The sequence below is a fragment of the Parabacteroides sp. CAG:2 genome, from assembly GCF_000436315.1.
GTDB classification, from domain to species: domain Bacteria; phylum Bacteroidota; class Bacteroidia; order Bacteroidales; family Tannerellaceae; genus Parabacteroides; species Parabacteroides distasonis.
The window spans coordinates 161,071-183,286 of the sequence record NZ_FR885321.1; the positions used below are offsets into that span (position 1 = coordinate 161,071).

A 22,216-nucleotide genomic window follows, 5' to 3' on the forward strand; every position below is an offset into this window, starting at 1 on the left:
TGTACAAAATCCCCCCCCCCCATAATTATTCTGTAAATCAGAATGATATAAGATTGACGGGTACCGTTATTGATGAAGCCGGTATACCAGTGATTGGTGCAAACATTCTTGTAAAAGGTACGACAAACGGTACGATTACCGATATGGATGGTAAGTTTACGTTAATCAATGTTCCTGAAAACGCAATCTTGGTGGTTTCTTATATCGGATATCTAGACCGTGAGATTCCTGTGGCAGGGAAAAGTACGTTGGAAATCCGTTTGAAAGAGGATACGCAGAAGTTGGATGAGGTCGTTGTCGTAGGTTATGGCGTGCAGAAAAAAGTGAACATGACCGGGTCTATATCGAACGTGAAAGCGGATGATCTATCTGTGATCCCGAGTACAAATCTTTCAAACTCTTTGGCCGGACGTGCTCCGGGAGCTACGATCACGGGCAACTCTGGTTTGATGGGGGCTAAATCCGAGATTCGTATGCGTGGAGGATTCGGTGATCCTTTGTTCGTTATTGATGGGGTGATTCGCGATAAAGAGGCTTTCGACTTATTGGAACCTTATGAAATAGACCAAATGAGCTTCTTGAAAGATGCGGCTACCGCCTCAATCTATGGTTCCGCTGCTGGAAATGGTGTCGTGTTGGTAACGACTAAGGGAGGAACGAAAAACCAAAAACCGATATTTAATTACCAAGGTTCTTATGCGTTTAGTAAACCGACTCAGGAATTGTTTGCCGACCGTTGGGATGCGATTGATGATTTGGACTACCAGAATGCGGTAGCTCGTTTCCAAGGTACGCCGCTTCCTAATGGCGAGGAGGAGTATGCCTATTTCCGTGATAATAAGATCAACTATAACGTGAACGATTATATTTGGCAGAATCCCTGGAATACGAAACACTCCTTGAGCGTGAACGGTGGTACGGATAAGGTAAAGTATTATGTGATGGGATCGTTCTTGGCCGAGGAGGGATCGTATGTGTCGTTGGAGAATAAGAAATTCTCCTTACGTTCGAACCTTTCTGTCGATTTGACCAAGTATATAACCATGAATGTGAACTTGGATGCGAATCAATCGAACGATAAGCGTTTCTACTGGCCTTTCTCTGACGATGACGACCAATCGGTGTACGATTTATATCGTTGTACCTTCAACGCAATGAAGACAACGCCGTTTTACTCTTACTTAGACGGAACGCCCGCTAACACCATCACGGATTATCCGATCTATCAAGACTATGGCTCTTGGCAGGGATGGAATCCCGTGGATCAAGTGGTTGGAAACCGTTATTTGAAGACACGTCGGCGTAATTTGAACGGTATCGTTTCGTTCAATATCAACCTTGATTTCATAACGAAAGGTTTGAGCACGAAAGTGATGGCCTCTTATCTAGGCCACGATTACAACCGGAAGCGCTTTATGACCTTCCAGAAAAACTATAAATTCCAGCAAGCGGATCCGCAAGGCAATCGTTTTTTGCCGGCTCCATTGAATTTGAATGAATATAATACCTTCAACTTCTCGCAGAATTACGAGAATCTGGAGTATAAGACTAAACAATTGTGGACCGAGCAATTCAACTGGTTCGTGAATTATGCCAATACGTTCGGTAAGCATGATGTGGCAGCCATGGTGGTATTCGAGCAGGCATCTAATGGTGGCGAGGAGGTATCGGCCAAAGGTGAGTCTCCGCTTACGAATTTAGACCAGATGTTCAACTACTCATCCGATGCTTTGCGACGCTGGGGCGAGGCGAAGGAGAAGAACGGAGGGCGCCTTTCTTGGATCGGCCGTTTCAATTATACATTTGATCAGAAGTATATAGCAGAATTTTCTTTCCGTTACGATGGTAATACCCTTTTCCCAGACGGTAAGCGTTGGGGCTTCTTCCCCTCTGTATCTGCCGCATGGCGTATCAGCCAAGAGTCTTTCATGGAGCCGACATCTGATTGGTTGAGTAATTTGAAGATCCGTGCCTCTTATGGTACGACGGGTAATGATATGGATTTGAGCAAGGACCCGATTGACAAGGTGGATGCGTTCTCTTATTTGCAAAAGTATCAATTGGGTGAAAAATATATCTTTGGTAATAACTTGGCAAATACGATTGTGGCTGGAGCGACTCCGAACTATGCCTTGACATGGGCAACCTCAACTACTTATAATGGTGGTTTGGATTTTGGTTTCTTCAATAATCGTTTGTCTGGAACGTTCGATGCCTTTTATCGGAAAGAGGTAGATATCCTCGGACCGCGTACGGTGACACTCCCAAGCACGTACGGACAGGCTTTGGCTCCGGAAAACTATGCCGAGCGTTCTTGGCGAGGCGGTGAGTTGGCTCTGACTTGGATGGATAAGGCCGCGAATGGCGAGATTACTTACTCTGCCTACTTGAATCTGGGATTCGCTCGTGATCGTTGGGATGTATTGGATGAGGATGCCACTTATCGAGAAGGGGGTAACCTGCATGCGTTGTCAAAACAGGGTAAGGCTGAGGGAATCTTGACGGGCCTGATCGCCGATCACTTGCTGACGGATCCGGCAGAGGTGGAAGCCTTGAAGGCGAAAGGTTTCAAGCAATTTGGACGGGATCCTTATCTGGGTGGTATCTTGTATAAGGATACGAGAGGCGATGGCTACTCGGAGGGACCGGACGGACGTATTGATAGCAATGATGAGTATAATTTGTTGAGTGAGAATGGTACGCCACGTATCAATTATGGTTTTGGCGGTAGTATCAAGTGGAAGGGAATCACGCTGGATGTGCATTTTCAAGGGGTCGGAAAATATGATCGCTTCGTAGGTGGCGTAGATGGAGGTTTCTATCAACATGGTGGTACGATTCGTCCTTATTTCCCGATTTGGACGAGTGATAAGGTGTATGATCCGGAACTTAATCCGGATGGGGTTTATCCACGTATCACGGGCACGAGTTGGTATGAGTCTGGAGCGGGTAATACGAGTTACTGGATGCGCAATGGCGCTTATTTGCGTTTGAAGAATCTAAATATTGGTTACGATTTGCCTATGGCTATTCTTCGTCCGTTAGGAATCACGCATGCTCAGGTATTTGCGAATGCTACTAACTTGTTCTGTATTTCAGCTGTGACCGAGTTCTTGGATCCGGAACAAGAATATTATGATTCTTATCCTTTGATGAGAACGTTCTCTTTTGGTCTTAATTTCTCATTCTAAATATAATATAGGAAGATATGAAAATGATTCAATTTAAATACGCGATAATTAGTGCGGCCTTTCTGTTAGGTGGAATGACAACAGGCTGTGACACGTTGGATATCGACAACCTAGAGACCTACGATGAGTCTATGGTTTGGGGAGACCTTAACCTGGCTCAGGCGTACGTGAACAATCTGTATGAGGAGTGTTTTGAGGGCTGGAGTGTTTCTGCCGACCAAAATTCGGATCAAGTGACGGGCATTCCTTGGTATTTGGGTACGATCACGGAGACTGGGGATAGTTATAAAAAATGGGACTATACCAAGATCCGCCACATCAATGAGGCGATCTTTAAACTGGAGTCTAGCGTGATAGAGGATAAGAAAGCTGTGGATTTCATGTTGGGACAAGCCTATTTCATGCGTGCCTATATGTATTATTGGATGGTGTTGCATCATGGTGGCGTACCTTATTTGAAAGTGCCGCAAGATAAAGATAAGGATGATTTGTACGTGAAACGTAACTCTACGCCGGAATGTTTCCAGTTTATGATAGAGGATTTGGATCATGCGATTTCCTTGTTGCCTGCCAAAATAGCTGGTAGTTCCAGTGATTATGGGCGTATAGACCAGTGTTTTGCAAAGTCTTGGAAAGCAAAGACCTTGTTACTGAAAGCTTCTCCTCAGTTCAATCCGAAACGTATGTATGATAACGCATACTGGAAAGAGGCTTACGTGGCGGCTAAGGAGGCGTATGATTTTTGTGTGCAGAATGGCATCGCGTTGACAGAGAATCCGGCGGATATTTGGTTGCAAGAAAGAGGTCCGGAGGTTATCTTCCCGGTTATTTATTCAAATCCGAACCGTGTCGCTACTTGGGAGTATGGTACGCGTCCGGCTTCTGTGAGCCGTGATAAACCTTATCATAATCCTACTTGGGAATTCGTAAAGGATTTCCCGATGTTGGATGGTAAGCGTTACGACGATCCTACGGGCAAGTATTACGTAGGTGACGAGCAGGCTTTGCTGAAGGCTTTCTGGAAGAATCGCGATCCGCGTTTCAACAGGGCTTGTTTGTATAACGGACGCGAATGGCCGGTAGCTGGTAGATCTGCCGACAACCGTATGTATAACGCCTTGGGTGTGAGCAACGCAGACGATCAATATGGTGTCAATCCGAATGCGGGTGTCAATGCGGCCAACAATGATATTTTCTCTGGAATGTATAATTACAAAGTGTCTGATCTTTCCTTGACACAAGACAAGGTGATGACGTTCGATATTGATTATATCTTGATGCGCTTTGCCGAAGTGATGTTCATCTATGCGGAGGCCGCTAATGAGAACGGACATTCTGATGTAGCTATCGATTTGTTGAAACAGATCCGTAAGCGTGCGGGTATAGAGGCAGGGGCGGATGGTTTGTATGGCTTGAAGGTTGGTAGCCGTGAGGAGATCCGTCAGGCGATTTTGGATGAACGTCATATCGAGCTGTGCTATGAGGGACATCGTTTCTGGGACTTGCGCCGTACGCGTAATATGATGATGTTGGCCGGTTGGACGAAACATGGTATCGAGGCGATCGCAGTCAACCCGGATGGCTCGGATATGGACTTGAACGTCGCTCGCGACCGGATCGCCAAGAATGAGTTGACTACCGGTGATTTTCGCTACGTAATCCATCAAGTTCCTTATACGGAGGCAGCTGAGCGCCAGTTCGTGATCGAGGAAAGCTTCTATTTCTTCCCGATCAAGAAAACTTACTTGGACGAGAACCCGAATTTGGAGCAGAATAATAATTGGGGAGGTACGTTCAATCCGACTATGGAACAATAATTGATTGATTCTTAGATTGAATAATAAGGAATATGAACATTAGGAAATATATATGGGCGTACGTGGTGGCTATGGCCTTGATTTGTCCGGGCGTGAAGGCGCAGGAACAGATCACGATCGGTGTCATCCAATATGATGTACGCGATATAGATAAGAGTTTCAAAGCCCTGCATGAGCAGGGCTTTGGTTCTTGTGAGTTAAATTATAGTGAAAAAAGATTCACGAAGGAATTGGCGGAGCAGGTGAAGGCCGCTTCCGAGAAGCACCGGATCCGGGTAACTACGTTGGTTGGTGTGCCGGGAAGTAAAAGTACGTGGAATTTTCGTCAAGGACCGGCTACGATCGGCCTGGTACCTATCGATGAGCGTTTCGAGAAGTTGGACTTATACCGTAAAATGATCGATTTTTGTGTACAGGCTGGTATTCCGGCTATGCACTCGCATTTTGGATTTATTCCAGAGGATCCGTCTTCGGCGCAGTATAAGGATTTCATTGAGGTGATGCGTGGCTTGGCTACTTATGCGAAGGAGCGTAATGTCTTGATTTATTTCGAGACTGGGCAGGAGACACCAATCACTTTGATTCGTGCGATCCGGGATATCGGTACGGGTAATTTGTTTATCAATTGTGATTTGGCGAATTTACTAATGTATGGCAAGTCGAACTCCCTGGATGCGGTCAAGTTGTTTGGTAACTTGATTAAAGAGTTCCATGCGAAGGATGGCAAGTATCCGGATCCTAACAATCCGTATGAGCTGGGCCATGAGGTACCGATCCCTACGGGCGATGTAGATTTTCCCGCAGTGATTGCCGAGTTGAAAAAACAAGGATTCAAGGGTGCGATAACAATTGAATGTGAGCTGAATGGTACCCGCCATGATTATGTGATCCAAACTCGTAAATATTTGCAAGAGTTGCTGGATCGATAGGCCGCTTAATCACGATTGTAAGCGGTGTTGAATGCCCATTGTAAGTGCTTTATAATGCCCATTATAAAGAGCCTGCAATGGGCATTGTCGTATTTGTAAGAATTATCGACAGGAGTTGTTATTTTATTAGAGGGAAAAAATTATCTTTGCGTGTATACTGTCTAATTGTTAAAATAGAGGATAATGGAAGAGAAGAAAAGATTGACTCGTTCGAATAATAAGATGATAGGGGGTGTTTGTGCCGGTCTTGCGGAATACTTGGATATCGATCCGACGATCGTACGGATCGTATGGGTATTGATGGTTCTTTTCGCCGGATTCGGTATACTGCTCTACATTATATTATGGTTAATAATGCCTAAACAACAGATCGGATAAAGAATGAATTTTGAAATATCGTCTTCGTTCAGTCCCACGGGTGACCAACCCGAGGCGATTGCGGCATTGTCGGAAGGGATCAAGAGCGGCGTTCCTTTTCAAACACTTTTAGGTGTTACCGGTTCTGGTAAGACGTTTACGATCGCTAACGTGATAAAGGAAGTTCAGAGACCAACCTTGATACTCAGCCATAATAAGACGCTTGCCGCTCAGTTATACAGTGAGTTTAAAGCGTTTTTCCCAAATAATGCGGTAGAGTACTTTGTCTCTTATTATGATTATTATCAGCCGGAGGCCTATCTACCTTCTACCGATACCTATATAGAGAAAGATTTGGCGATCAATGAGGAGATCGATAAGCTGCGTTTGAGGGCCACGGCTTCCTTATTGTCGGGTCGTAAGGACGTGATCGTGGTCTCATCCGTATCCTGCTTATATGGTATGGCGGATCCTACGGCATTCGCCGAGAAAGTGACGCATCTGGAACGGGGTATGCGTATCGACCGGGATAAGCTGTTGCGCCGGTTTGTAGACGCCTTGTACGTGAATAATAAGCTGGAGTTCAAAAGTGGCTGTTTCCGTGTGAATGGCGATACGGTGGATATCTTCCCGGCGATCGAGACCTTCGACGGCATGGCGTACCGTATTGAGTTCTGGGATGATGAGATAGACCGCATCTCCTCTTTCAATCCGTTGACAGGCGAGGAGTATGATGAGCAGGATGAGTTGAATATTTATCCTACTAATTTATTCGTGACCACCCAAGATCGTATTAATATGGCGATTGGCCAGATCGATGTGGATTTGGGTACGCAGGTGAATCTCTTGAAGGAGATCGGTAAGCCCTTTGAGGCGAAACGCCTGTATGAACGTGTCACTTTTGATCTGGAAATGATCCGGGAGCTAGGGCATTGCTCGGGTATCGAGAACTATTCCCGCTATTTCGACGGACGTGCGGCGGGAGATCGTCCTTTCTGCTTGTTGGACTATTTCCCGAAAGACTTCATGCTTGTCGTAGACGAGAGCCATGTGACGATCCCGCAGATTCGTGCGATGTATGGCGGGGATTATGCCCGGAAGAAAAACTTGGTGGAGTATGGTTTCCGTTTGCCCTCGGCGATGGATAACCGTCCGCTTACCTTCGATGAGTTCGAGTCGTTGACGCCTCTAGGCATTTATGTGAGCGCTACTCCCGCCGATTACGAGCTGATAAAGAGCGAGGGAGTGGTGGTGGAGCAGGTGATACGTCCGACAGGCCTGCTGGACCCGATTATCGATGTCCGCCCTTCATTAAACCAAATCGATGACTTGATGGAGGAGATCACGCAACGCTCGGCGAAAAACGAGCGGGTCTTGGTGACTACCTTGACCAAGCGTATGGCGGAGGAACTGACTACTTATATGACCCGCATGGGGGTACGATGTAACTATATACATAGCGATGTAGATACCTTGGAGCGGGTACAGATTATGGACGACCTGCGGAATGGCCTGTTTGACGTGCTGATCGGTGTCAACCTGCTACGTGAGGGGCTGGACTTACCGGAAGTCTCGTTGGTCGCTATCTTGGATGCGGATAAGGAAGGCTTTTTGCGTTCCCACCGATCCTTGACACAGACAGCCGGGCGTGCCGCCCGAAACGTGAACGGAAAGGTTATCTTCTATGCCGATAAGATCACGGCGAGTATGCGACAGACCATGGACGAGACCAATCGCCGGCGGGAGAAACAGATGGCTTATAACGAGGCGCATGGCATTACTCCGAAGCAAGTCATGAAAAACAGTGTATCCATGCTTGCCGAGAAACAACAAACGGCGGAGCCTTACGCTTATATAGAGCCGGAACCAAGTTTGGTAGCGGACCCGGTCGTGCAATATATGAACCGTACGCAGCTTGAGAAGGCGATCGAGCGGACCCGCAAACAGATGACAGAGGCGGCGAAGAAACTGGATTTCATCGAGGCTGCCCAATTCCGTGACGAGCTGGTGAAATTGGAGGATTTACTGAAAACGAAAAAGGATTAGCTTATGAGAAGGGGAATGATATTGCTCGGTTTTTGGATGTGTGTATGTATGGTGTTTTTAGTGAACGCCCAAGAGCATACATCCCGTAAGTTGTATTGTACGGATGAGGATCGTGCTATTTTCGATCGGTATTGTACTCAGATGGAACCTAAGAAGTCGTTACCCCTAGACGAGCTAATGATCCATACCGCCCTTTTCTTCCGGGGGACTCCTTATGTCGCCTCTACCTTGGAAAAGGAGCCGGAGGGCTTGGTGGTCAATCTGCGGGAATTGGATTGCACCACATTCGCGGAGACCGTATTGGCTTTATCCCGTACCCTGCGAGAGGAAAAAACTACCTTTGAGAACTTCTGTGAGAATCTACAACGGCTCCGGTACAGAGAGGGTACGATAGGGGATTACACGGATCGTTTGCATTATATGACGGACTGGTTCTATGAGAATGAGCGAAAAGGAATCGTGAAAGATATGGGGAGGGAGATCGGTGGTGCCTCCCTACCTTTGAATTTATCTTTTATCTCTACGCATCCGGATAGCTATAAGCAACTGAAGAACCATCCGGAAAGAGTTCGAAGGATGGCCGATAAGGAAAAGGAGATAAACCTACGTCCTCATTATTATGTGCCTAAACAGGAGATCGAGAAATGTTCGTCCGGAATCAAGAACGGCGATATCCTCTGTTTTGTTACTTCTATCAAGGGGCTGGACGTGACGCATGTCGGGATCGCCTATTGGAAGGATGGACAACTGACATTTATCCATGCCTCTTCTTCCGCTAAAAAGGTAATCATCCAAGCATCCTCCTTACGAGATTACGCCGAGGGGATAAAGAGCTGTAAAGGGATATTGGTAGCCCGCCCACTATCGATTCATTGAAATAACTCGAAGGCAAACTTGAATCCCATGCTTTGGTAATGCCAGCGATCGAATCCGGCGAATATCCCGATATTAAAGATATGGTTCCCGATCCCGTATCCGACTTCCGTATAGCTAGGCAAGACCGGTGTCCATAGCTGGCTCCAATAAAAGCGTTCGGAGAGGATATAGCGTGAGGCCGTTTGCATGAACTTTTTCGTGGAGTTGATGCGGAGAACCTTAAATAAGATAAAAGGGCTTTCATACATGAAATGTGCTTGTATATACTTATCGGAGGCATTGAACCACTCGCCTTTCAGTAGATTGAAGACTCCGCCAATCTGATCATCCCACGTATCGGGGAAATTCCTGCGGGTGAAATACCTAAAGTCTGCGAAATAGGTAGACTTCTGTTGTGTATAAAGACCGGCGCTGATATGATAGTTCAATCGTCTGCACAGGCCAAGCATAAGGCTTTGATGCACATCCGCCTCTATACGTCCGTAATCTCCCGAGCTTTTCCCGACTCCGGGGATACCTCTCGCTATTTCGATTGATATCGTGGGATAGTAAGAATAGACATACTCCTTCCGGTATCCGTCCATGCGATAATATTGGCGGGGGGTATAGGAGAAACCGAGCGTGGGCGTAAAGTCATTATAATTTTGGCTGAGTATTTCCTCTACATCATCCCCGGGATCGATCGCCACTTTCTTTTTAGAGGGGATACGGCGATGGTAAGAGATGCCTGTTGTTAATTGAAACCCATTGAATAACTCGATGGAGTTTTTTATTTCCGCATAGTAGTGTTTGAAATACTCAAGGTTTAAATCATCAAAATTGAAGGTGGAATCCTTCAATTCCTCATTGATCTTTTGGGTGATCTCGGAAGAATAACTCTCATTACTGTTTCCTACCTCTACCGATAAGATTCCCCGTTTCTGCGGCGAGTATTCCCAATCGCCTCCGACCTTGAAAAATATCTGCTTGCGCTTGAATACGTAACCAATCTCCGGACGGAAACGAATTTGTTTGTCACGGGCGAATGTCTTGCTGATACGGAATCGCTGTTTGTAAGTGATGCCGTTACGGGCGGAATAACCCAATTGGAACGGATTTAGAAAGCCGGAATATTTAATACGGGTCGTTTTATAATCCATATTGACCGTATTCGTCAACTGCTCCGTTAGCTTAACGTACTTCTGGAGATCATCGGCCGTATCGATTTTACTTATATTCTGCTCTTGGGCTTTACTGTATAAGTGGGCTTCATCCGGACTCAAGGGATTGTCACGATGGATATTCCAATACGTGGAATCCCTGATAATAGGAACCGTATCGGACGAGAGTTTGTAATAATTGGTCAGGTCCAAGGATTTCCACTTATGGCTTTCGTTGTCCTCCTCCACCCATTCCACTTCCTGATACTTAAAGGAAGAATGGTAGGTGGTTGCCACCGCGTTTCCCAATACCCTGTATCGGAGGAATAGATCTGCCTTCTCGGGTAGGATGAACCGCCTGAAATCCCGTCCGTAGCTCATGACTAGGTTGAATTCGGCGAAAGAGTAACGACCGTTCATATCGATCTTGTCGATCGTCCATGACTGGTCGATGACATATAAATCCCCGCATACCAATTTCTGGCTCCATTGCTTCGGCAGGAAACGGATTTTGTAAATCGTCAAGCCGTTGATAGTCTCCAGCCCTTCCAAGTTGAACGTATAAAACTTAAAAGCGTTGCTGGCTATCGGCATGAAGATGGCATCATCGTAAGCGGTGGGGGAATATACGTTCAAATTCAAGAAAGCCAAGGCCTCCTGTTGCTTTTTCCCGTTGGGTATGCTGTTTCCGTTGACCGCCTTTAGATCATGAAGATAGTTCTGCGGGGCGTTAAATTTAGATTGGCTGACCATTTCAAAAAGCATATCCTTATTTTTCCGGTCGATAGGAAAGATATGATGGGCGAGACGTATTAACATATTTTGTTTTAAAATTTCTGTACGTCCTTTGATATAAATCTCAGCCTCGTATTTCGATACCGTATTTTGGTATTGGGCCGCTTTTTCGATGACAAGGTGCATGATCGAGTCCGCCCGTTCTCTCGTTTCTCGATTCCCCTTGCCAAAAGACAGGATCTTATCACTATAAGTATCAGTGCTCTTTGCGAAAATACTTATAGAGATTAAAATCAAGGTAAGTATCGAATATAACTTTTTCAACGATTTTACATTCTTTCCAGACAAACATAATGAATAAATTTCAGTTTAGACGTGAAAGAAAGTAAAATGTTACAATATGGTGTAATTAATCGTACAAAAGTTTTTATTTTTTCAAAAGAAAAATCGTATATTTGTGCTTCATAAGTATGTTATATAGCAGTCGTGGTTAAACAGCAAAAAGAAGAGGTCGATTTATCGGCCAGTTTATCAGAGGTGTGGAGGGTTCTGACTGATAAGGAACGTGAGATCCTCCGTAGTAATTCGACGATCCAGCATTTCAAACGTAATGAGTTGATTTATTGCGAGGGCGACGAACCAAAGGACATGATGTGCTTGTTAAAGGGTAAAGTGAAGATTTACAAGGATGGAGTAGGTGGCAGAAGCCAGATTATCCGAATGATTAAGCCTGTGCAGTATTTTGGTTACCGGGCTAGTTTCGCTCAAGAAGATTACTTGACGAACGCTTCCGCATTCGAGGCTTCTACGGTTTGCATGATTCCTATGACAGTGGTTACGGGCCTTTTAATGAGCAATCCGAATTTGGCTATGTTTTTCATCCGACAATTATCCATTGATCTCGGTATCTCGGATGAACGTACGGTTAACCTTACGCAAAAACATATTCGTGGGCGATTGGCTGAATCTTTGTTATTCCTGAAAGATAGTTACGGGCTGGAAGAAGACGGTGCTACGTTAAGCATCTATTTGGCTCGTGAAGATCTGGCAAATCTATCTAATATGACTACATCGAATGCTATTCGCACGTTGTCCACCTTTGTGGCGGAACGTATCATTGCTTTAGACGGTAGAAAGATTAAGTTGATAGATGAAGATCGGTTGAAGAAGATCAGCAAGATGGGATAATTAGATTATTGATCGTAAAAATAAGAAATAAAGGGGCCTTTTTAGTAAGGGCCCCTTATTTTTTATAGGATCGCTTGGCGTAGACGTACCAAACGTGTCAAAAGATCTTCTAATAAATCCAGTCTGAGCATATTGGCCCCGTCGGATTTGGCTTGGCTTGGCTCCGGGTGGGTCTCTATAAACAGGCCGTCCGTGCCTATGGCTATAGCGGCTTTCGCTATCGTCTCGATAAGGGCGGGCAATCCACCGGTCACGCCGGAGGTTTGGTTCGGTTGCTGCAAGGAATGGGTTACATCCATAATGACTGGGAAACCGAATGTTTGCATTTGCGGGATACCCCGGAAATCGACAACAAGGTCGGTATAGCCGAATGTCGTTCCCCGCTCGGTGATCATGACATTATCATTTCCCGCGTCCACTACCTTTTGTACGGCGAATTGCATGGCACCCGGCGAAAGGAACTGTCCTTTCTTTATATTGACGATTTTCCCGGTCTCGGCCGCCGCTACCAATAAGTCAGTTTGACGGCATAGGAAAGCCGGGATTTGAAGGACATCGACATATTCGGCGGCCATGGCAGCTTCCGTTGTCTCATGGATGTCGGTAACGGTGGGAATATTGAACGTCTCGCCCACCTTCCGTAAGATCTTTAACGCCTTCTCATCCCCGATGCCCGTGAAAGAATCCAGACGGGAGCGATTCGCTTTCCGATAGGAGCCTTTGAATACATAGGGTATATGCAGTCTTTCCGTGATACCCACTATTTTGTCGGCGATACGTAACGCCATATCTTCCCCCTCGATTACGCAAGGACCTGCCATCAAGAAGAAGTTCTCGCTTTTATTTAGATCGTTTATTGTTATCATAGCTGATTATTTAGAATTCGCATTGTTGTCGCTATTTTTTCTTCGGTCGGTAGGGTGGCGTCTATCCAATGAATCTCGCAACCCCGGCGTTCCATGCCCCGGAACCAAGTCATTTGCCTCTTGGCGAATTGATGGATCGCTATCTCGAGTTGCGAGACCATCTCCTCAAAAGAAAGCTCCCCGATAATATATAAAGTAAGAAACTTATATTCCAATCCGTAATAGATCAGGTCCTCCGGTTTAACACCCGTAGCCAAGATCGTACGAACCTCATCCACCATTCCTTCGTCCAACCGGGTCCGCAAGCGTCTGGATATTTTTTCCCTACGTAATTCCCGGTCGATGTGGATACCGATGATCAGGCTGTTGATCGGATTATATTCATTTACGTCTGGTGCCTGAGTCTTATAATACTCCTCGATCTCGATCGCACGGATAGCCCGCTGGGCGGTGTCCACGTCCGTTTTATTATGTAATATCTTATAAGAGGCGAGGATGGTTTCCAGCTCCTCCAAGGTTTTATTCCTCAAGGATTCCCTTAGCTCAGGATTTTGAGGCACGTCTAATAGCTTATATCCTTTTAGTACGGCCTCTATGTACATCCCGGTTCCTCCGCATAAGATCGGGAGTTTACCCCTCCGCTTCATATCCTCATAGACCCGGAAAAAGTCATGCTGATACTCAAATACGTTATATTTATAGCCGGGCTCGCAGATATCGATCAAGTGATAGGGGATTTGTTTTCCATTCACGTTGTAATCGGCCAAATCCTTACCCGTCCCGATATCCATGGAACGATAGATCTGCCGGGAATCAGCGCTGATGATCTCCGTATCCAACTGGGCGGCGAGAGCGGCGGCGAAGGTCGTCTTTCCAGAAGCCGTAGGCCCTAGAATCGTGATAAGTTCATATGATTTCATGATACAAACGTACGAAAAAAAAGGCCATCCTCAAAGAGGATAGCCTTTTCTATGTAGAGTGGTAATAAATTACTTACCAGCGATAACGCGAGCCATCTCACAAACTTTGTTTGAATAACCCCACTCGTTGTCGTACCAAGATACGATCTTAGCGAAGTTAGAATCCAAAGAGATACCAGCTTTAGCGTCGAAGATAGAAGTGTTAGCACAGCCACGGAAGTCAGTTGAAACAACTGCGTCTTCAGTATAACCAAGAACACCTTTCAATTCGCCTTCAGAAGCCTCCTTCATTGCAGCGCAGATGTCAGCCATAGAAGCCTCTTTCTCAAGAACTACTGTCAAGTCAACAACAGAAACATCAGAAGTCGGTACACGGAAAGCCATACCTGTCAATTTGCCGTTCAATACAGGTAATACTTTACCTACAGCCTTAGCGGCACCCGTTGAAGAAGGGATGATGTTCTCAAGGATACCACGACCACCTCTCCAGTCTTTCTTAGAAGGACCGTCTACAGTCTTCTGAGTAGCTGTAGCAGCGTGAACTGTCGTCATCAAACCTTTAACGATACCGAACTTGTCGTTCAAAACCTTAGCGATAGGAGCCAAGCAGTTTGTAGTACAAGAAGCGTTAGAGATAATGTCTTGACCTGCGTAAGTTGTATGGTTAACACCGTAAACGAACATAGGAGTAGCGTCCTTAGAAGGAGCAGACATGATAACTTTCTTAGCGCCAGCTTGGATGTGCTTGCGAGCTGTCTCGTCTGTCAAGAAGAAACCAGTAGACTCAACAACAACGTCAGCGTCAACCTCGTTCCATTTCAAGTTAGCAGGATCCATCTCAGCAGTTAAACGGATCTTGTTACCGTTTACAACCAAAGCGCCGTCTTCTACAGCTACTTCGCCGTCGAAACGACCGTGTACTGAGTCATATTTCAACATGTATGCCAAGTAATCAGCATCCAAAAGGTCGTTGATACCTACAACTTGAATATCGTTGCCAAAGTTAGCAACTGCAGCACGGAACACCATACGTCCGATACGGCCAAAACCGTTAATACCTAGTTTGATCATTGTAATAAAACTTTTTATGGGTTTATTAATAATAAGTCTTTATTTTTATCTCTTATCCATCGCAAGGAGTAGATATTCATTTTATCCTTGCTTTAACGACTGCAAATGTAGTCATGTTTTTTGTATTGAGCCTTATAATATAGCGAGAAAAAAACTGCCCTCTAACATAAATTAATTGTTGGAGGTTATTTCTTTTTCTTGAATAAGAGATTAGAGAACCATTTTTTCGCTTTTTTGATTCCCCACGTCATAATAAATGGTTGAGCGAGATCCCAAGCGATGGGAATCATGCCTTTCGCTATGGATAAATAGTCTGAGATCCCTAAAGCGATGGAGGGTTGTCCAGCCGTTACGGGAGCTGTGTTCTTGTCGTTTGTTTTTGTCGTTGACTTATTGCTCGGGAAAAGGAGAGACGATAATCCGGATAACAATAAACTTCCGGCGTTCTCCTGTATATAAGAGAAATCCTCATTCAATTTCTGTTCCTGTCGCTTACATTGTCTCTGTATGCGTTCTTTGTCAGAAATCAGTTTCTCCAGTGGGGTTTGCCGGTTGTTCATCGTTTGTCGCGTTATTTTTATCGTCATTCGCCGTCATGGCGGCTATTACCTCATTTAATACTTTTGTGCTGATCCTGTCCCTATTCATTATTATAATGCCGATAAGTAGCAGGTACAAGACCGCCACGATACCGAATCCGAACCCGGAGGAGCCGAGCCAATCCCCTAGGAAGAAGCCCAAGGCCAAGAATATGAACAAGATGGCGAAGAACGCCAAGAACAATAATATCAAGCCATATGAGAGAACGGCTATGACTTTACCCGTTCTCTCATATGTGCTCAACTTTAGGAGCTCAAGTTTTAACTCCACATAAGCCGATACATCTTCTTTCAGCTCACGGAAGACTGTTCCTGAATCTTTCTCCATACAAAGCTTATTCAGCTACGATTTCTTCTGTTGCCTGTACTACTTCTTGCTTTCCTTCTTTATATTTGGCAAGAGCGGAGTTAAAACCTTCTTTTACTTTTCCGACAACACCGTTCAATTCTTCCAGTAATTGTTCTCTCTTATCTGTCGCTGCCAAATAACCTACAGCGGCACCAACAGCCGCACCTACTACAAGGCCAAGTAATAATTTTGAATCTACGCTTTTCATAACTTTTTCTTTTTAGAAGTTTCCACTAAGATAACGTATTTATTTGGATTAAGGTTTATCCTTGTCTTAACTTTTGCTGTTAAAAAAAGTTATCCTTTTAAGACCTTCACGGCAACCCAGTTATTTCTTTCGTTATAAGAATCCAATTTCAGCCCGTTCTTCTGACATTCTGCTTCTATCGCCGGGATATCTTCTACATAAAAGCCGCTCATAAATAGGATGCTTCCCGGTTTCATACTGTTTGTATATTGACAAATGTCATTCAGGAGGATGTTCCGGTTGATATTGGCGAAGACGATGTCGAATAGTCCGAATTCCTTGATTTTCTCGGCGCCGCCCAAGGCAACTTGTATGTCTTCGGTATGATTCAGGCGGATATTCTCTAGGGCGTTGTTATAAGCCCATTCGTCGATGTCGATGGCCGCTACCCGTTTCGCCCCTTTCAGCCGGGCCAAGATGGCCAGCACGGCTGTGCCGCATCCCATATCCAGTAGCTCCTTGCCTTCTAGGTCTAGTTTCAGCATCTCGCTTATCATCAAATAAGTCGTTTCGTGATTGCCGGTGCCGAAAGCCATTTTCGGGTCTATTATTATATTATATGTATAGCCGGGCTCCGCCTCGTGGAAGGAGGCACGGATAATGCACTCGTTTCCGATCCGGATGGGTTTAAAATAATTCTTCTCCCATTCCTCATTCCAGTCCTTGCTTTCTACCCATTTGGAGGTGTAATCGATCCGGGTATTTTCTAGCGGAAAGTCGGCCAGTTTATCATCCAATGTCTTTTTGTCGTATAAAGCCTCGGATATATATCCCAGCAAACCCTTCTCGCTTTCCGTAAAGCTCTCAAAACCGATTTCCCCCAACTCGGCGGCCAGCACGTCATTGATAATCTCTTTCTCGATAGGGGAGGTGTATGTGAAACTAAGTTCGTAATAGTTCATGTCGTATCTTTTTGTTTATTTTCTATATTGTCCGCAAACATACGAAAAAATCTGTTGCCTATTCAAATATCACGAAGCCTAATACAATTCCGCATATTCTTTCTCCGCGTCGAAGCAGGGGCAAGCCTTGCGAATGTTGGTGCTGAGTTGATAATGTCCTAAGATACGTGCTGACGGGTAATCACGGCGTAGCTGCCGCAAGAGATCGAGCAGGGTACAACGCTGGGCGTAGGTGCGGGTATCAGCGGGAAGACCTCGCTCATCCAATCCACCCTCGTAGCAAATACCCAGACTGTGATCGTTCCAGCCCGAGGCGTGTGCCCCGATCTGGTTCTCCGGCCGGCAGCGGTGCAGCTCGCCATCCCGGGTGATATAGTAATGATAGCCGATGTCGGCGAACCCACGATCCTTATGTGCGCCTCGAAGCGCTTCCACGGGAAAATCCCGGTCGTAGCGTGTTGCGCTGCAATGAATTACAAGGAGGCGAACCTCCCTGTAATTCTGGTAAAAGCAATATTGTTTCATTTTTATTCTTTTTTTAGTTTGTGTGTTACTTTTCTCTTGAAAGAAAAGTAACCAAAAGTTCAAGGCCTTAGCGGACGGGCTACTCGTCGGCCTTCGCTCGCTGTCGCGTCCCAACTCGCTTCGCTCAAACAGGGACGCTCCTGTCGCTCACTTCGGCCGCCTCGCTTTACGCCCGCCCGCTAAGGCCGGATGGAGAGCCGTTCCCGGCTCTTTGAGGAGAGGCCGGCCCCTTGAGAAAGACTGTCCTTCTGGGTAGAGGGTGTCCTCTTTTGGGGAGGTTGTCTTCTTTAGGGAGTGGGAACGGGTGGGGGAGGCTTGCTAAAACAATTGGCAAGCTTGCAGGCCGAAGGCCCCTGCGATGGCGGTAGCAACAGCGATGATCACTTTGAGAATGGTACTCCAAACAGACTTCTTCATGATAATTAATAATTAATAGTGAACAATGAATAATGAATAATGATATCCCGGCAGATATAAGAGGAAAGCGACGCTTTCCTTCGGACGGCCTCAGCGGACGGGCGTGAAGCGGAGAGACCGTAGCGAGCGCCCGGAGCATCCCTGTTTGAGCGCAGCGAGTTGGGATGCGACAGCGAGCGAAGGTCTCGAAGTAGCCCGTCAGCGTCAGCCTTGACCTTTTGGTTACTTTTGGGTCAAGCCAAAAGTGACATACCGATTGGGTACAAGCCAAAAGTGACACGCTAGATCTCGTCAGGCGATTCCGAGTCGTCCCCTCCGGAAGCGGGCTTCTTGCTGATATCGACAGAGGTCTCCCCGGCCTTCTCCGCACGAAGCACGGCTTGCTGAGCCTTGCGACTGGCCACCGGCTGGAACTCCAGTCCGGCGAAGATGTTCTTCAGGTCCTCACCCGGTATATACTGGATGTTGACACCGGTGATGTTTGTAGATGTGAATTTCTCAAGACTCTCCGCCCCCTCGTTGAGTATCTGTAGACGGAATTTGCCTAAATCGCCGAAATCCACCTGCTTTCCCTCTTGGAGGGCATCAAGCAGGTTCTCGACGGTGGAGATCAATACCGCTACCACGTCCGCACGGCTGACGGTGGTTTGCATGGATACCCGGCGACTCAGTTGCTTGAGCGACAGCTCTCCATTGACCTGTGCCGTGGCGTACGCTTTCGCCGGCTCGTCTTTCTTCAAGGGGTTGGGCCGAAGGGCCACACTGTAATTTAATGCCATAGTTTTGATAATTAAAAATTGATAATTGATAATTGAAAATGGGATCGATCTGTTTTCGATTACGAATGTACGACTTCCGGTTTCCTCCGGAATGAGTCTCGTAGAGGCGGTGTGAAATCGAGGGGAATAAGGTGATAAAAGATGAATATTAGTGGATCGGATCGTTGCCGGATTCGTACTTTTTTAGTATCTTTATTCCTGTAAATGAATGAAAAATACCTATTTTATGCAGACAAATAACGAATATCTGGATGAGTGGCCGGTGCGCCCTTATAGCAAACGGGAGTTGGCCATAGCCTATGCTCCCGATATCAGTCCGAGTTCCGCCCTCAACCGCTTGGCGGGATGGGTCCGACATCATCGGAGGCTCAGCGATGAGCTGGATGAGACAGGCTACCAAAACCGGCAGCGGATTTTCACCTCCCTGCAAGTGGAACTGATCTTTCGCTATTTGGGCCGTCCTTGAACGAGGGTCTTCCACGTTCGCTTTCGCATGCGTATATCGGCATCGCTTCATGCGTATATTGACGTTAACCCACACGTATATCGGCGTGGCCCTGTACGGGCGTAGGCGTGAGGCGATGCCGGTGTACGTGTGGGGCGTGCGACTTATGCGAGTAATGCAAATAATGCAAGTAATGCAGTACCTGTTTTCCCACACACGTGCGTACATACTTAAAAGAAGAGGAGGAAGAGGGATTATGTTTTCTTATAATCCCCTCGTTTTTCTCCCTTTCGGACGATTCCCTGTTTCTGCCAACGTTGCAAGCAACTGCATGCGGTGTTTTTGGGTATCTTCAGCTTCTCGGCTTCTTCCAAGAGGGATTGATAGGTGAAACCCGTATCTAAGGTGATGAAGAGACGTTCTTGGTCGGCCATGCCCCGGTTCTTCACCTCGTTGGCGGGAAGGAACGAGAGTATGTGTACGGCGTGTAGGTACATAGGCTCGGCCAAGGAAAGGACCGCTTGGAAATCATCCTCTTGGATGGAGAGATCCCAGCGGGTGATGATCCCGTCCTTGATATTGTCGGCGCAGATCTGCGAGTCTGGCGTGAGCCGGGGCGACTTGCGCAGGCTGGCGGCGAAGTCTCCCGCCTCCTCGCATTCCCCTGTTATTCGCAATAGGGCGACGATCGATAGGATACGTCCGATATTGATGGCCATCCGTACGACGGAGCTGTTCATCTCGTTGCCGGTGCCCTTCCGGGAGCGCTCGAACAAGGTTTGGAACACCTCGTTGAAGGAGACGATTTGCGCGTCGGTCAAGCGAAGCGAGATCACCCCCAGTTTCAGGATCTCTCTCAAGTGAGCGATCCAGTCCTTGCCCAATTTCTGGAACTCCAGCGACGTGTCGGTCCGCTGTAGACTGAACTGGTTGATCCAGTGAAGTACACGGGGCATATAATAGAACATTTGCCGGGAGAACAATCCGTTCTCGCTGGAAGGGATCAGCGGCTTCACCTGCCCGGGCGTTCCGCTTATCAATACCGACAGGTGTGAGTGCCGCAGCTCCCGATACTCCCGGTCTGTCCGCCGGTTGTAACTGAGTGGGTCGTGATCGAACGAGCAGCGGATCACCTCGCTCCAATGGCCATAATCCGAGGCGATGGAGTTGCTGACCATGTCCGCCTCGGTCTCGCAGATGATCCCCACGCCGCCCGAGTCGATGATATTCTGCAAGATACCGGTACCGGTGTTGTTGCCGGAGAATATAAACATACGGTTGAGGGGCATTTCCGGCTCCTCGGCTTTCGCCTTTTCCCGTCCCAAGGAATTGAAGGAGGTCATCTCTTTCTTATACCTTTTCATCTCCTCCGCCACGGTCGCCCGGATCTCGTCGTGGATCGGTTGCACGAGCATTCGCGTCCATGCGAGCACGCCTTTTCCGGAGGCGGGAGGAGCGACGACGAAGGTTTGCAAACTGGAGAAGAACCATTTGCCTCCATATAGGAACCGCAGCGTCTGGGCGAGCGAGGCGCCCAAGGTGGTGAGCCCGCCGAGGAGGAGTACGTCCCGTTGCTCCCGGCTCTGTCCGAACGCCATGATCTGCCGCAACATCCGGGGCCACTCATGCCCCTCGGGGAAGAAGGGCAGGTGGGTGAACGGATCGACCTGCTCCTCGATCTCGATCTCTACGTTATTATCGTGCGCACGTGTGTGGGAAAAAGGTGCTGCATTACTTGCATTACTTGCATTATTTGCGTGCGTATCGCGGGGGCGGCTTGGAGGCTCCAGGCGTACGCCCGCCAGTTCGGCCAAGTGGAAGGCCGTACCGAGGTGTATCCTGTGGTCTCCCTTTTTCAAGGCGTTGGAGAAAAGCCGTTCGGCCTTCTCCCGGTTAAATTTCACCGATAGGGAACACAGGGCGATGAACCCTTCTCGTCCTGCCTCGCCGCAATCGTTGGCGATGGCAAACGCCAAGCGCACGTATTCACAATATCCGGGGGCGATATCTACACCCGCCGAACGAACCGCTTCTACTAAGCGGGATAAACTGTCTGACATGTAATTTATGATTTATGAGTTAGATTTCAAATCCTAAAAAGTGCGTTGGGATCATGACATAGGAAACAGGAGCGGACGATGTCTTTGCCGCTCGGGTCTACTTTCTGGGAGCCTCGCGTCTCTCCGTCGCCATACACATATTCCACGTAGTTCATTACGCCTAGGATATGCTCGGAGATATAGGCGGGTGTCTCGTTTCCGGGATGTTCCGGATAGGGGACGAAAGCCTTTACGCCTCGTTCGCTCGGGCTGATGAAGCAGAGGGCGGGGCATAGGTAGGCATCGTCGAACAGCTGTCTTCGGAGAGCTTCCGCCTCCGCAGTAGAGTCCAATCCGTCTACATCCACTACTACCAATCCGCTCGGGGCTAGGAGCCGATCGCTTTTCCGGTAGGAGAAAGTCCCGCAAGGCGTGACATACGGTAGCGTTTGCCGTTTCAGCTCGCTGAATCGTTCCTTGTCACCCGTCTCAAGCGGGAGGCGGAGCTGCCGGGTGAGGCGTTCGAGGGCCGGATCGCCGGTGATGAGTCGGACCACCTCCTGTAAGGTGACTTCTCGACTGGGATATACGGTAGCCGGTCGTGATACTCGTCCCGTTAGGCTATCTTTGACCGGTGAGATCGGGGCTGCGAAAAGGGACATTTTAAATTCATTTTTCATGTATTCTTTTTCTTAGATTAACGGCGGTGAAGGTCGGATTAATAAAATAAAGTGCGGGACGAACAGTTCGTCCCAATGTTAATGGTGTTGACATGATTA

At 47.2% G+C, this 22,216-nt stretch carries 21 protein-coding genes; 8 read left to right on the forward strand and 13 right to left on the reverse strand.

Going from position 1 to position 22,216, the window contains the following annotated elements; translation table 11 throughout:
* The first annotated feature begins 8 nt into the window (after window positions 1-8).
* The 6 genes from QVP94_RS14910 to QVP94_RS14935 all read left to right on the forward strand — a co-directional run bounded on the left by QVP94_RS14910 (window position 9) and on the right by QVP94_RS14935 (window position 9,216).
* Window positions 9-3,191, forward strand: a complete 3,183-nt coding sequence (locus QVP94_RS14910; RefSeq protein ID WP_502685451.1) for a SusC/RagA family TonB-linked outer membrane protein — start codon at window positions 9-11, stop codon at window positions 3,189-3,191.
* A gap of 17 nt (window positions 3,192-3,208) precedes the next feature.
* Window positions 3,209-5,008 (forward strand): RagB/SusD family nutrient uptake outer membrane protein, encoded by a 1,800-nt coding sequence (locus QVP94_RS14915; RefSeq protein ID WP_009276573.1) that lies wholly within the window; start codon window positions 3,209-3,211, stop codon window positions 5,006-5,008.
* Window positions 5,009-5,040: 32 nt separating this feature from the next.
* Window positions 5,041-5,937: a sugar phosphate isomerase/epimerase family protein gene (locus QVP94_RS14920; protein ID WP_005861818.1), complete on the forward strand. Its 897-nt coding sequence runs from the start codon at window positions 5,041-5,043 to the stop codon at window positions 5,935-5,937.
* Window positions 5,938-6,120: 183 nt separating this feature from the next.
* On the forward strand, window positions 6,121-6,315 hold the full coding sequence (locus QVP94_RS14925) for a PspC domain-containing protein (protein WP_005861820.1): 195 nt from the start codon (window positions 6,121-6,123) through the stop codon (window positions 6,313-6,315).
* 3 nt (window positions 6,316-6,318) lie between these two features.
* Window positions 6,319-8,340: an excinuclease ABC subunit UvrB gene (gene uvrB, locus QVP94_RS14930; RefSeq protein ID WP_008774064.1), complete on the forward strand. Its 2,022-nt coding sequence runs from the start codon at window positions 6,319-6,321 to the stop codon at window positions 8,338-8,340.
* A 3-nt stretch (window positions 8,341-8,343) separates the two neighbouring features.
* Window positions 8,344-9,216 (forward strand): N-acetylmuramoyl-L-alanine amidase-like domain-containing protein, encoded by an 873-nt coding sequence (locus tag QVP94_RS14935; protein WP_022192911.1) that lies wholly within the window; start codon window positions 8,344-8,346, stop codon window positions 9,214-9,216.
* Here QVP94_RS14935 and QVP94_RS14940 read toward each other — a convergent pair.
* The gene (locus QVP94_RS14940) at window positions 9,210-11,414 is read right to left on the reverse strand and encodes a DUF5686 family protein (RefSeq protein WP_022192912.1); all 2,205 of its coding nucleotides are present in this window, start codon (window positions 11,412-11,414) and stop codon (window positions 9,210-9,212) included. The two genes, QVP94_RS14935 and QVP94_RS14940, sit on opposite strands and share 7 nt — an antisense overlap.
* A 213-nt stretch (window positions 11,415-11,627) precedes the next feature.
* Between QVP94_RS14940 and QVP94_RS14945 the strand changes: the two genes are divergently transcribed.
* Window positions 11,628-12,278 (forward strand): Crp/Fnr family transcriptional regulator, encoded by a 651-nt coding sequence (locus tag QVP94_RS14945; protein WP_369799702.1) that lies wholly within the window; start codon window positions 11,628-11,630, stop codon window positions 12,276-12,278.
* A 62-nt stretch (window positions 12,279-12,340) separates the two neighbouring features.
* Here the strand turns inward: QVP94_RS14945 and kdsA are convergent, their stop codons facing one another.
* The 10 genes from kdsA to QVP94_RS14995 all read right to left on the reverse strand — a co-directional run bounded on the left by kdsA (window position 12,341) and on the right by QVP94_RS14995 (window position 18,953).
* Window positions 12,341-13,144: a 3-deoxy-8-phosphooctulonate synthase gene (kdsA, locus tag QVP94_RS14950; protein ID WP_022192913.1), complete on the reverse strand. Its 804-nt coding sequence runs from the start codon at window positions 13,142-13,144 to the stop codon at window positions 12,341-12,343.
* Window positions 13,141-14,064: a tRNA (adenosine(37)-N6)-dimethylallyltransferase MiaA gene (gene miaA, locus QVP94_RS14955; protein ID WP_005861832.1), complete on the reverse strand. Its 924-nt coding sequence runs from the start codon at window positions 14,062-14,064 to the stop codon at window positions 13,141-13,143. Before miaA ends, kdsA begins: the two co-directional genes overlap by 4 nt.
* Before the next feature lie 69 nt (window positions 14,065-14,133).
* Window positions 14,134-15,135, reverse strand: coding sequence for a type I glyceraldehyde-3-phosphate dehydrogenase (gap, locus tag QVP94_RS14960; RefSeq protein ID WP_005861834.1), 1,002 nt, complete (start codon window positions 15,133-15,135; stop codon window positions 14,134-14,136).
* A 185-nt stretch (window positions 15,136-15,320) separates the two neighbouring features.
* A complete protein-coding gene (locus QVP94_RS14965; RefSeq protein WP_005861836.1) occupies window positions 15,321-15,695 on the reverse strand; it encodes a hypothetical protein in 375 nt (124 codons plus the stop codon).
* Window positions 15,655-16,062: a phage holin family protein gene (locus QVP94_RS14970; protein WP_005861838.1), complete on the reverse strand. Its 408-nt coding sequence runs from the start codon at window positions 16,060-16,062 to the stop codon at window positions 15,655-15,657. Before QVP94_RS14970 ends, QVP94_RS14965 begins: the two co-directional genes overlap by 41 nt.
* Window positions 16,063-16,069: 7 nt before the next feature.
* Window positions 16,070-16,291 (reverse strand): YtxH domain-containing protein, encoded by a 222-nt coding sequence (locus QVP94_RS14975; protein ID WP_005861840.1) that lies wholly within the window; start codon window positions 16,289-16,291, stop codon window positions 16,070-16,072.
* A gap of 89 nt (window positions 16,292-16,380) precedes the next feature.
* The gene (gene prmA, locus QVP94_RS14980; protein ID WP_005861841.1) at window positions 16,381-17,232 is read right to left on the reverse strand and encodes a 50S ribosomal protein L11 methyltransferase; all 852 of its coding nucleotides are present in this window, start codon (window positions 17,230-17,232) and stop codon (window positions 16,381-16,383) included.
* Between the two features lie 78 nt (window positions 17,233-17,310).
* Window positions 17,311-17,757 carry an N-acetylmuramoyl-L-alanine amidase gene (locus QVP94_RS14985; protein WP_022192914.1) on the reverse strand — a complete coding sequence of 149 codons (447 nt, stop codon included), beginning with the start codon at window positions 17,755-17,757 and terminating at the stop codon, window positions 17,311-17,313.
* A gap of 318 nt (window positions 17,758-18,075) precedes the next feature.
* Window positions 18,076-18,174: a smalltalk protein gene (locus tag QVP94_RS14990; RefSeq protein WP_005861849.1), complete on the reverse strand. Its 99-nt coding sequence runs from the start codon at window positions 18,172-18,174 to the stop codon at window positions 18,076-18,078.
* 281 nt (window positions 18,175-18,455) lie between these two features.
* Window positions 18,456-18,953 (reverse strand): HU family DNA-binding protein, encoded by a 498-nt coding sequence (locus QVP94_RS14995; RefSeq protein ID WP_005865971.1) that lies wholly within the window; start codon window positions 18,951-18,953, stop codon window positions 18,456-18,458.
* Window positions 18,954-19,179: 226 nt separating this feature from the next.
* On the opposite strand from QVP94_RS14995, the gene QVP94_RS15000 reads away from it, so the two are divergent.
* Entirely contained in the window at window positions 19,180-19,419 is a 240-nt protein-coding gene (locus QVP94_RS15000; protein ID WP_022192915.1) for a DUF4248 domain-containing protein, read from the forward strand.
* 233 nt (window positions 19,420-19,652) lie between these two features.
* Here QVP94_RS15000 and QVP94_RS15005 read toward each other — a convergent pair whose 3' ends face one another.
* Both QVP94_RS15005 and QVP94_RS15010 read right to left on the reverse strand, forming a co-directional pair.
* Window positions 19,653-21,458, reverse strand: a complete 1,806-nt coding sequence (locus tag QVP94_RS15005; protein ID WP_022192916.1) for a DUF3987 domain-containing protein — start codon at window positions 21,456-21,458, stop codon at window positions 19,653-19,655.
* Window positions 21,459-21,484: 26 nt separating this feature from the next.
* Window positions 21,485-22,117 carry a BT4734/BF3469 family protein gene (locus QVP94_RS15010; RefSeq protein ID WP_008778054.1) on the reverse strand — a complete coding sequence of 211 codons (633 nt, stop codon included), beginning with the start codon at window positions 22,115-22,117 and terminating at the stop codon, window positions 21,485-21,487.
* Between the last annotated feature and the right edge of the window lie 99 nt (window positions 22,118-22,216).

What these genes read in the sequence shown, in the direction of transcription:
- kdsA (WP_022192913.1), bottom strand. Translation starts at nt 13,144, where the DNA reads ATGATAACAATAAACGATCTAAATAAAAGCGAGAACTTCTTCTTGATG.
- QVP94_RS14985 (WP_022192914.1), bottom strand. Translation starts at nt 17,757, where the DNA reads ATGAAACAATATTGCTTTTACCAGAATTACAGGGAGGTTCGCCTCCTT.
- QVP94_RS14925 (WP_005861820.1), top strand. Translation starts at nt 6,121, where the DNA reads ATGGAAGAGAAGAAAAGATTGACTCGTTCGAATAATAAGATGATAGGG.
- QVP94_RS14935 (WP_022192911.1), top strand. Translation starts at nt 8,344, where the DNA reads ATGAGAAGGGGAATGATATTGCTCGGTTTTTGGATGTGTGTATGTATG.
- QVP94_RS15005 (WP_022192916.1), bottom strand. Translation starts at nt 21,458, where the DNA reads ATGTCAGACAGTTTATCCCGCTTAGTAGAAGCGGTTCGTTCGGCGGGT.
- QVP94_RS15000 (WP_022192915.1), top strand. Translation starts at nt 19,180, where the DNA reads ATGCAGACAAATAACGAATATCTGGATGAGTGGCCGGTGCGCCCTTAT.
- prmA (WP_005861841.1), bottom strand. Translation starts at nt 17,232, where the DNA reads ATGAACTATTACGAACTTAGTTTCACATACACCTCCCCTATCGAGAAA.
- uvrB (WP_008774064.1), top strand. Translation starts at nt 6,319, where the DNA reads ATGAATTTTGAAATATCGTCTTCGTTCAGTCCCACGGGTGACCAACCC.
- QVP94_RS14965 (WP_005861836.1), bottom strand. Translation starts at nt 15,695, where the DNA reads ATGAACAACCGGCAAACCCCACTGGAGAAACTGATTTCTGACAAAGAA.
- QVP94_RS14970 (WP_005861838.1), bottom strand. Translation starts at nt 16,062, where the DNA reads ATGGAGAAAGATTCAGGAACAGTCTTCCGTGAGCTGAAAGAAGATGTA.
- QVP94_RS15010 (WP_008778054.1), bottom strand. Translation starts at nt 22,117, where the DNA reads ATGAAAAATGAATTTAAAATGTCCCTTTTCGCAGCCCCGATCTCACCG.
- miaA (WP_005861832.1), bottom strand. Translation starts at nt 14,064, where the DNA reads ATGAAATCATATGAACTTATCACGATTCTAGGGCCTACGGCTTCTGGA.
- QVP94_RS14915 (WP_009276573.1), top strand. Translation starts at nt 3,209, where the DNA reads ATGAAAATGATTCAATTTAAATACGCGATAATTAGTGCGGCCTTTCTG.
- QVP94_RS14975 (WP_005861840.1), bottom strand. Translation starts at nt 16,291, where the DNA reads ATGAAAAGCGTAGATTCAAAATTATTACTTGGCCTTGTAGTAGGTGCG.
- QVP94_RS14995 (WP_005865971.1), bottom strand. Translation starts at nt 18,953, where the DNA reads ATGGCATTAAATTACAGTGTGGCCCTTCGGCCCAACCCCTTGAAGAAA.
- QVP94_RS14920 (WP_005861818.1), top strand. Translation starts at nt 5,041, where the DNA reads ATGAACATTAGGAAATATATATGGGCGTACGTGGTGGCTATGGCCTTG.
- QVP94_RS14990 (WP_005861849.1), bottom strand. Translation starts at nt 18,174, where the DNA reads ATGAAGAAGTCTGTTTGGAGTACCATTCTCAAAGTGATCATCGCTGTT.
- gap (WP_005861834.1), bottom strand. Translation starts at nt 15,135, where the DNA reads ATGATCAAACTAGGTATTAACGGTTTTGGCCGTATCGGACGTATGGTG.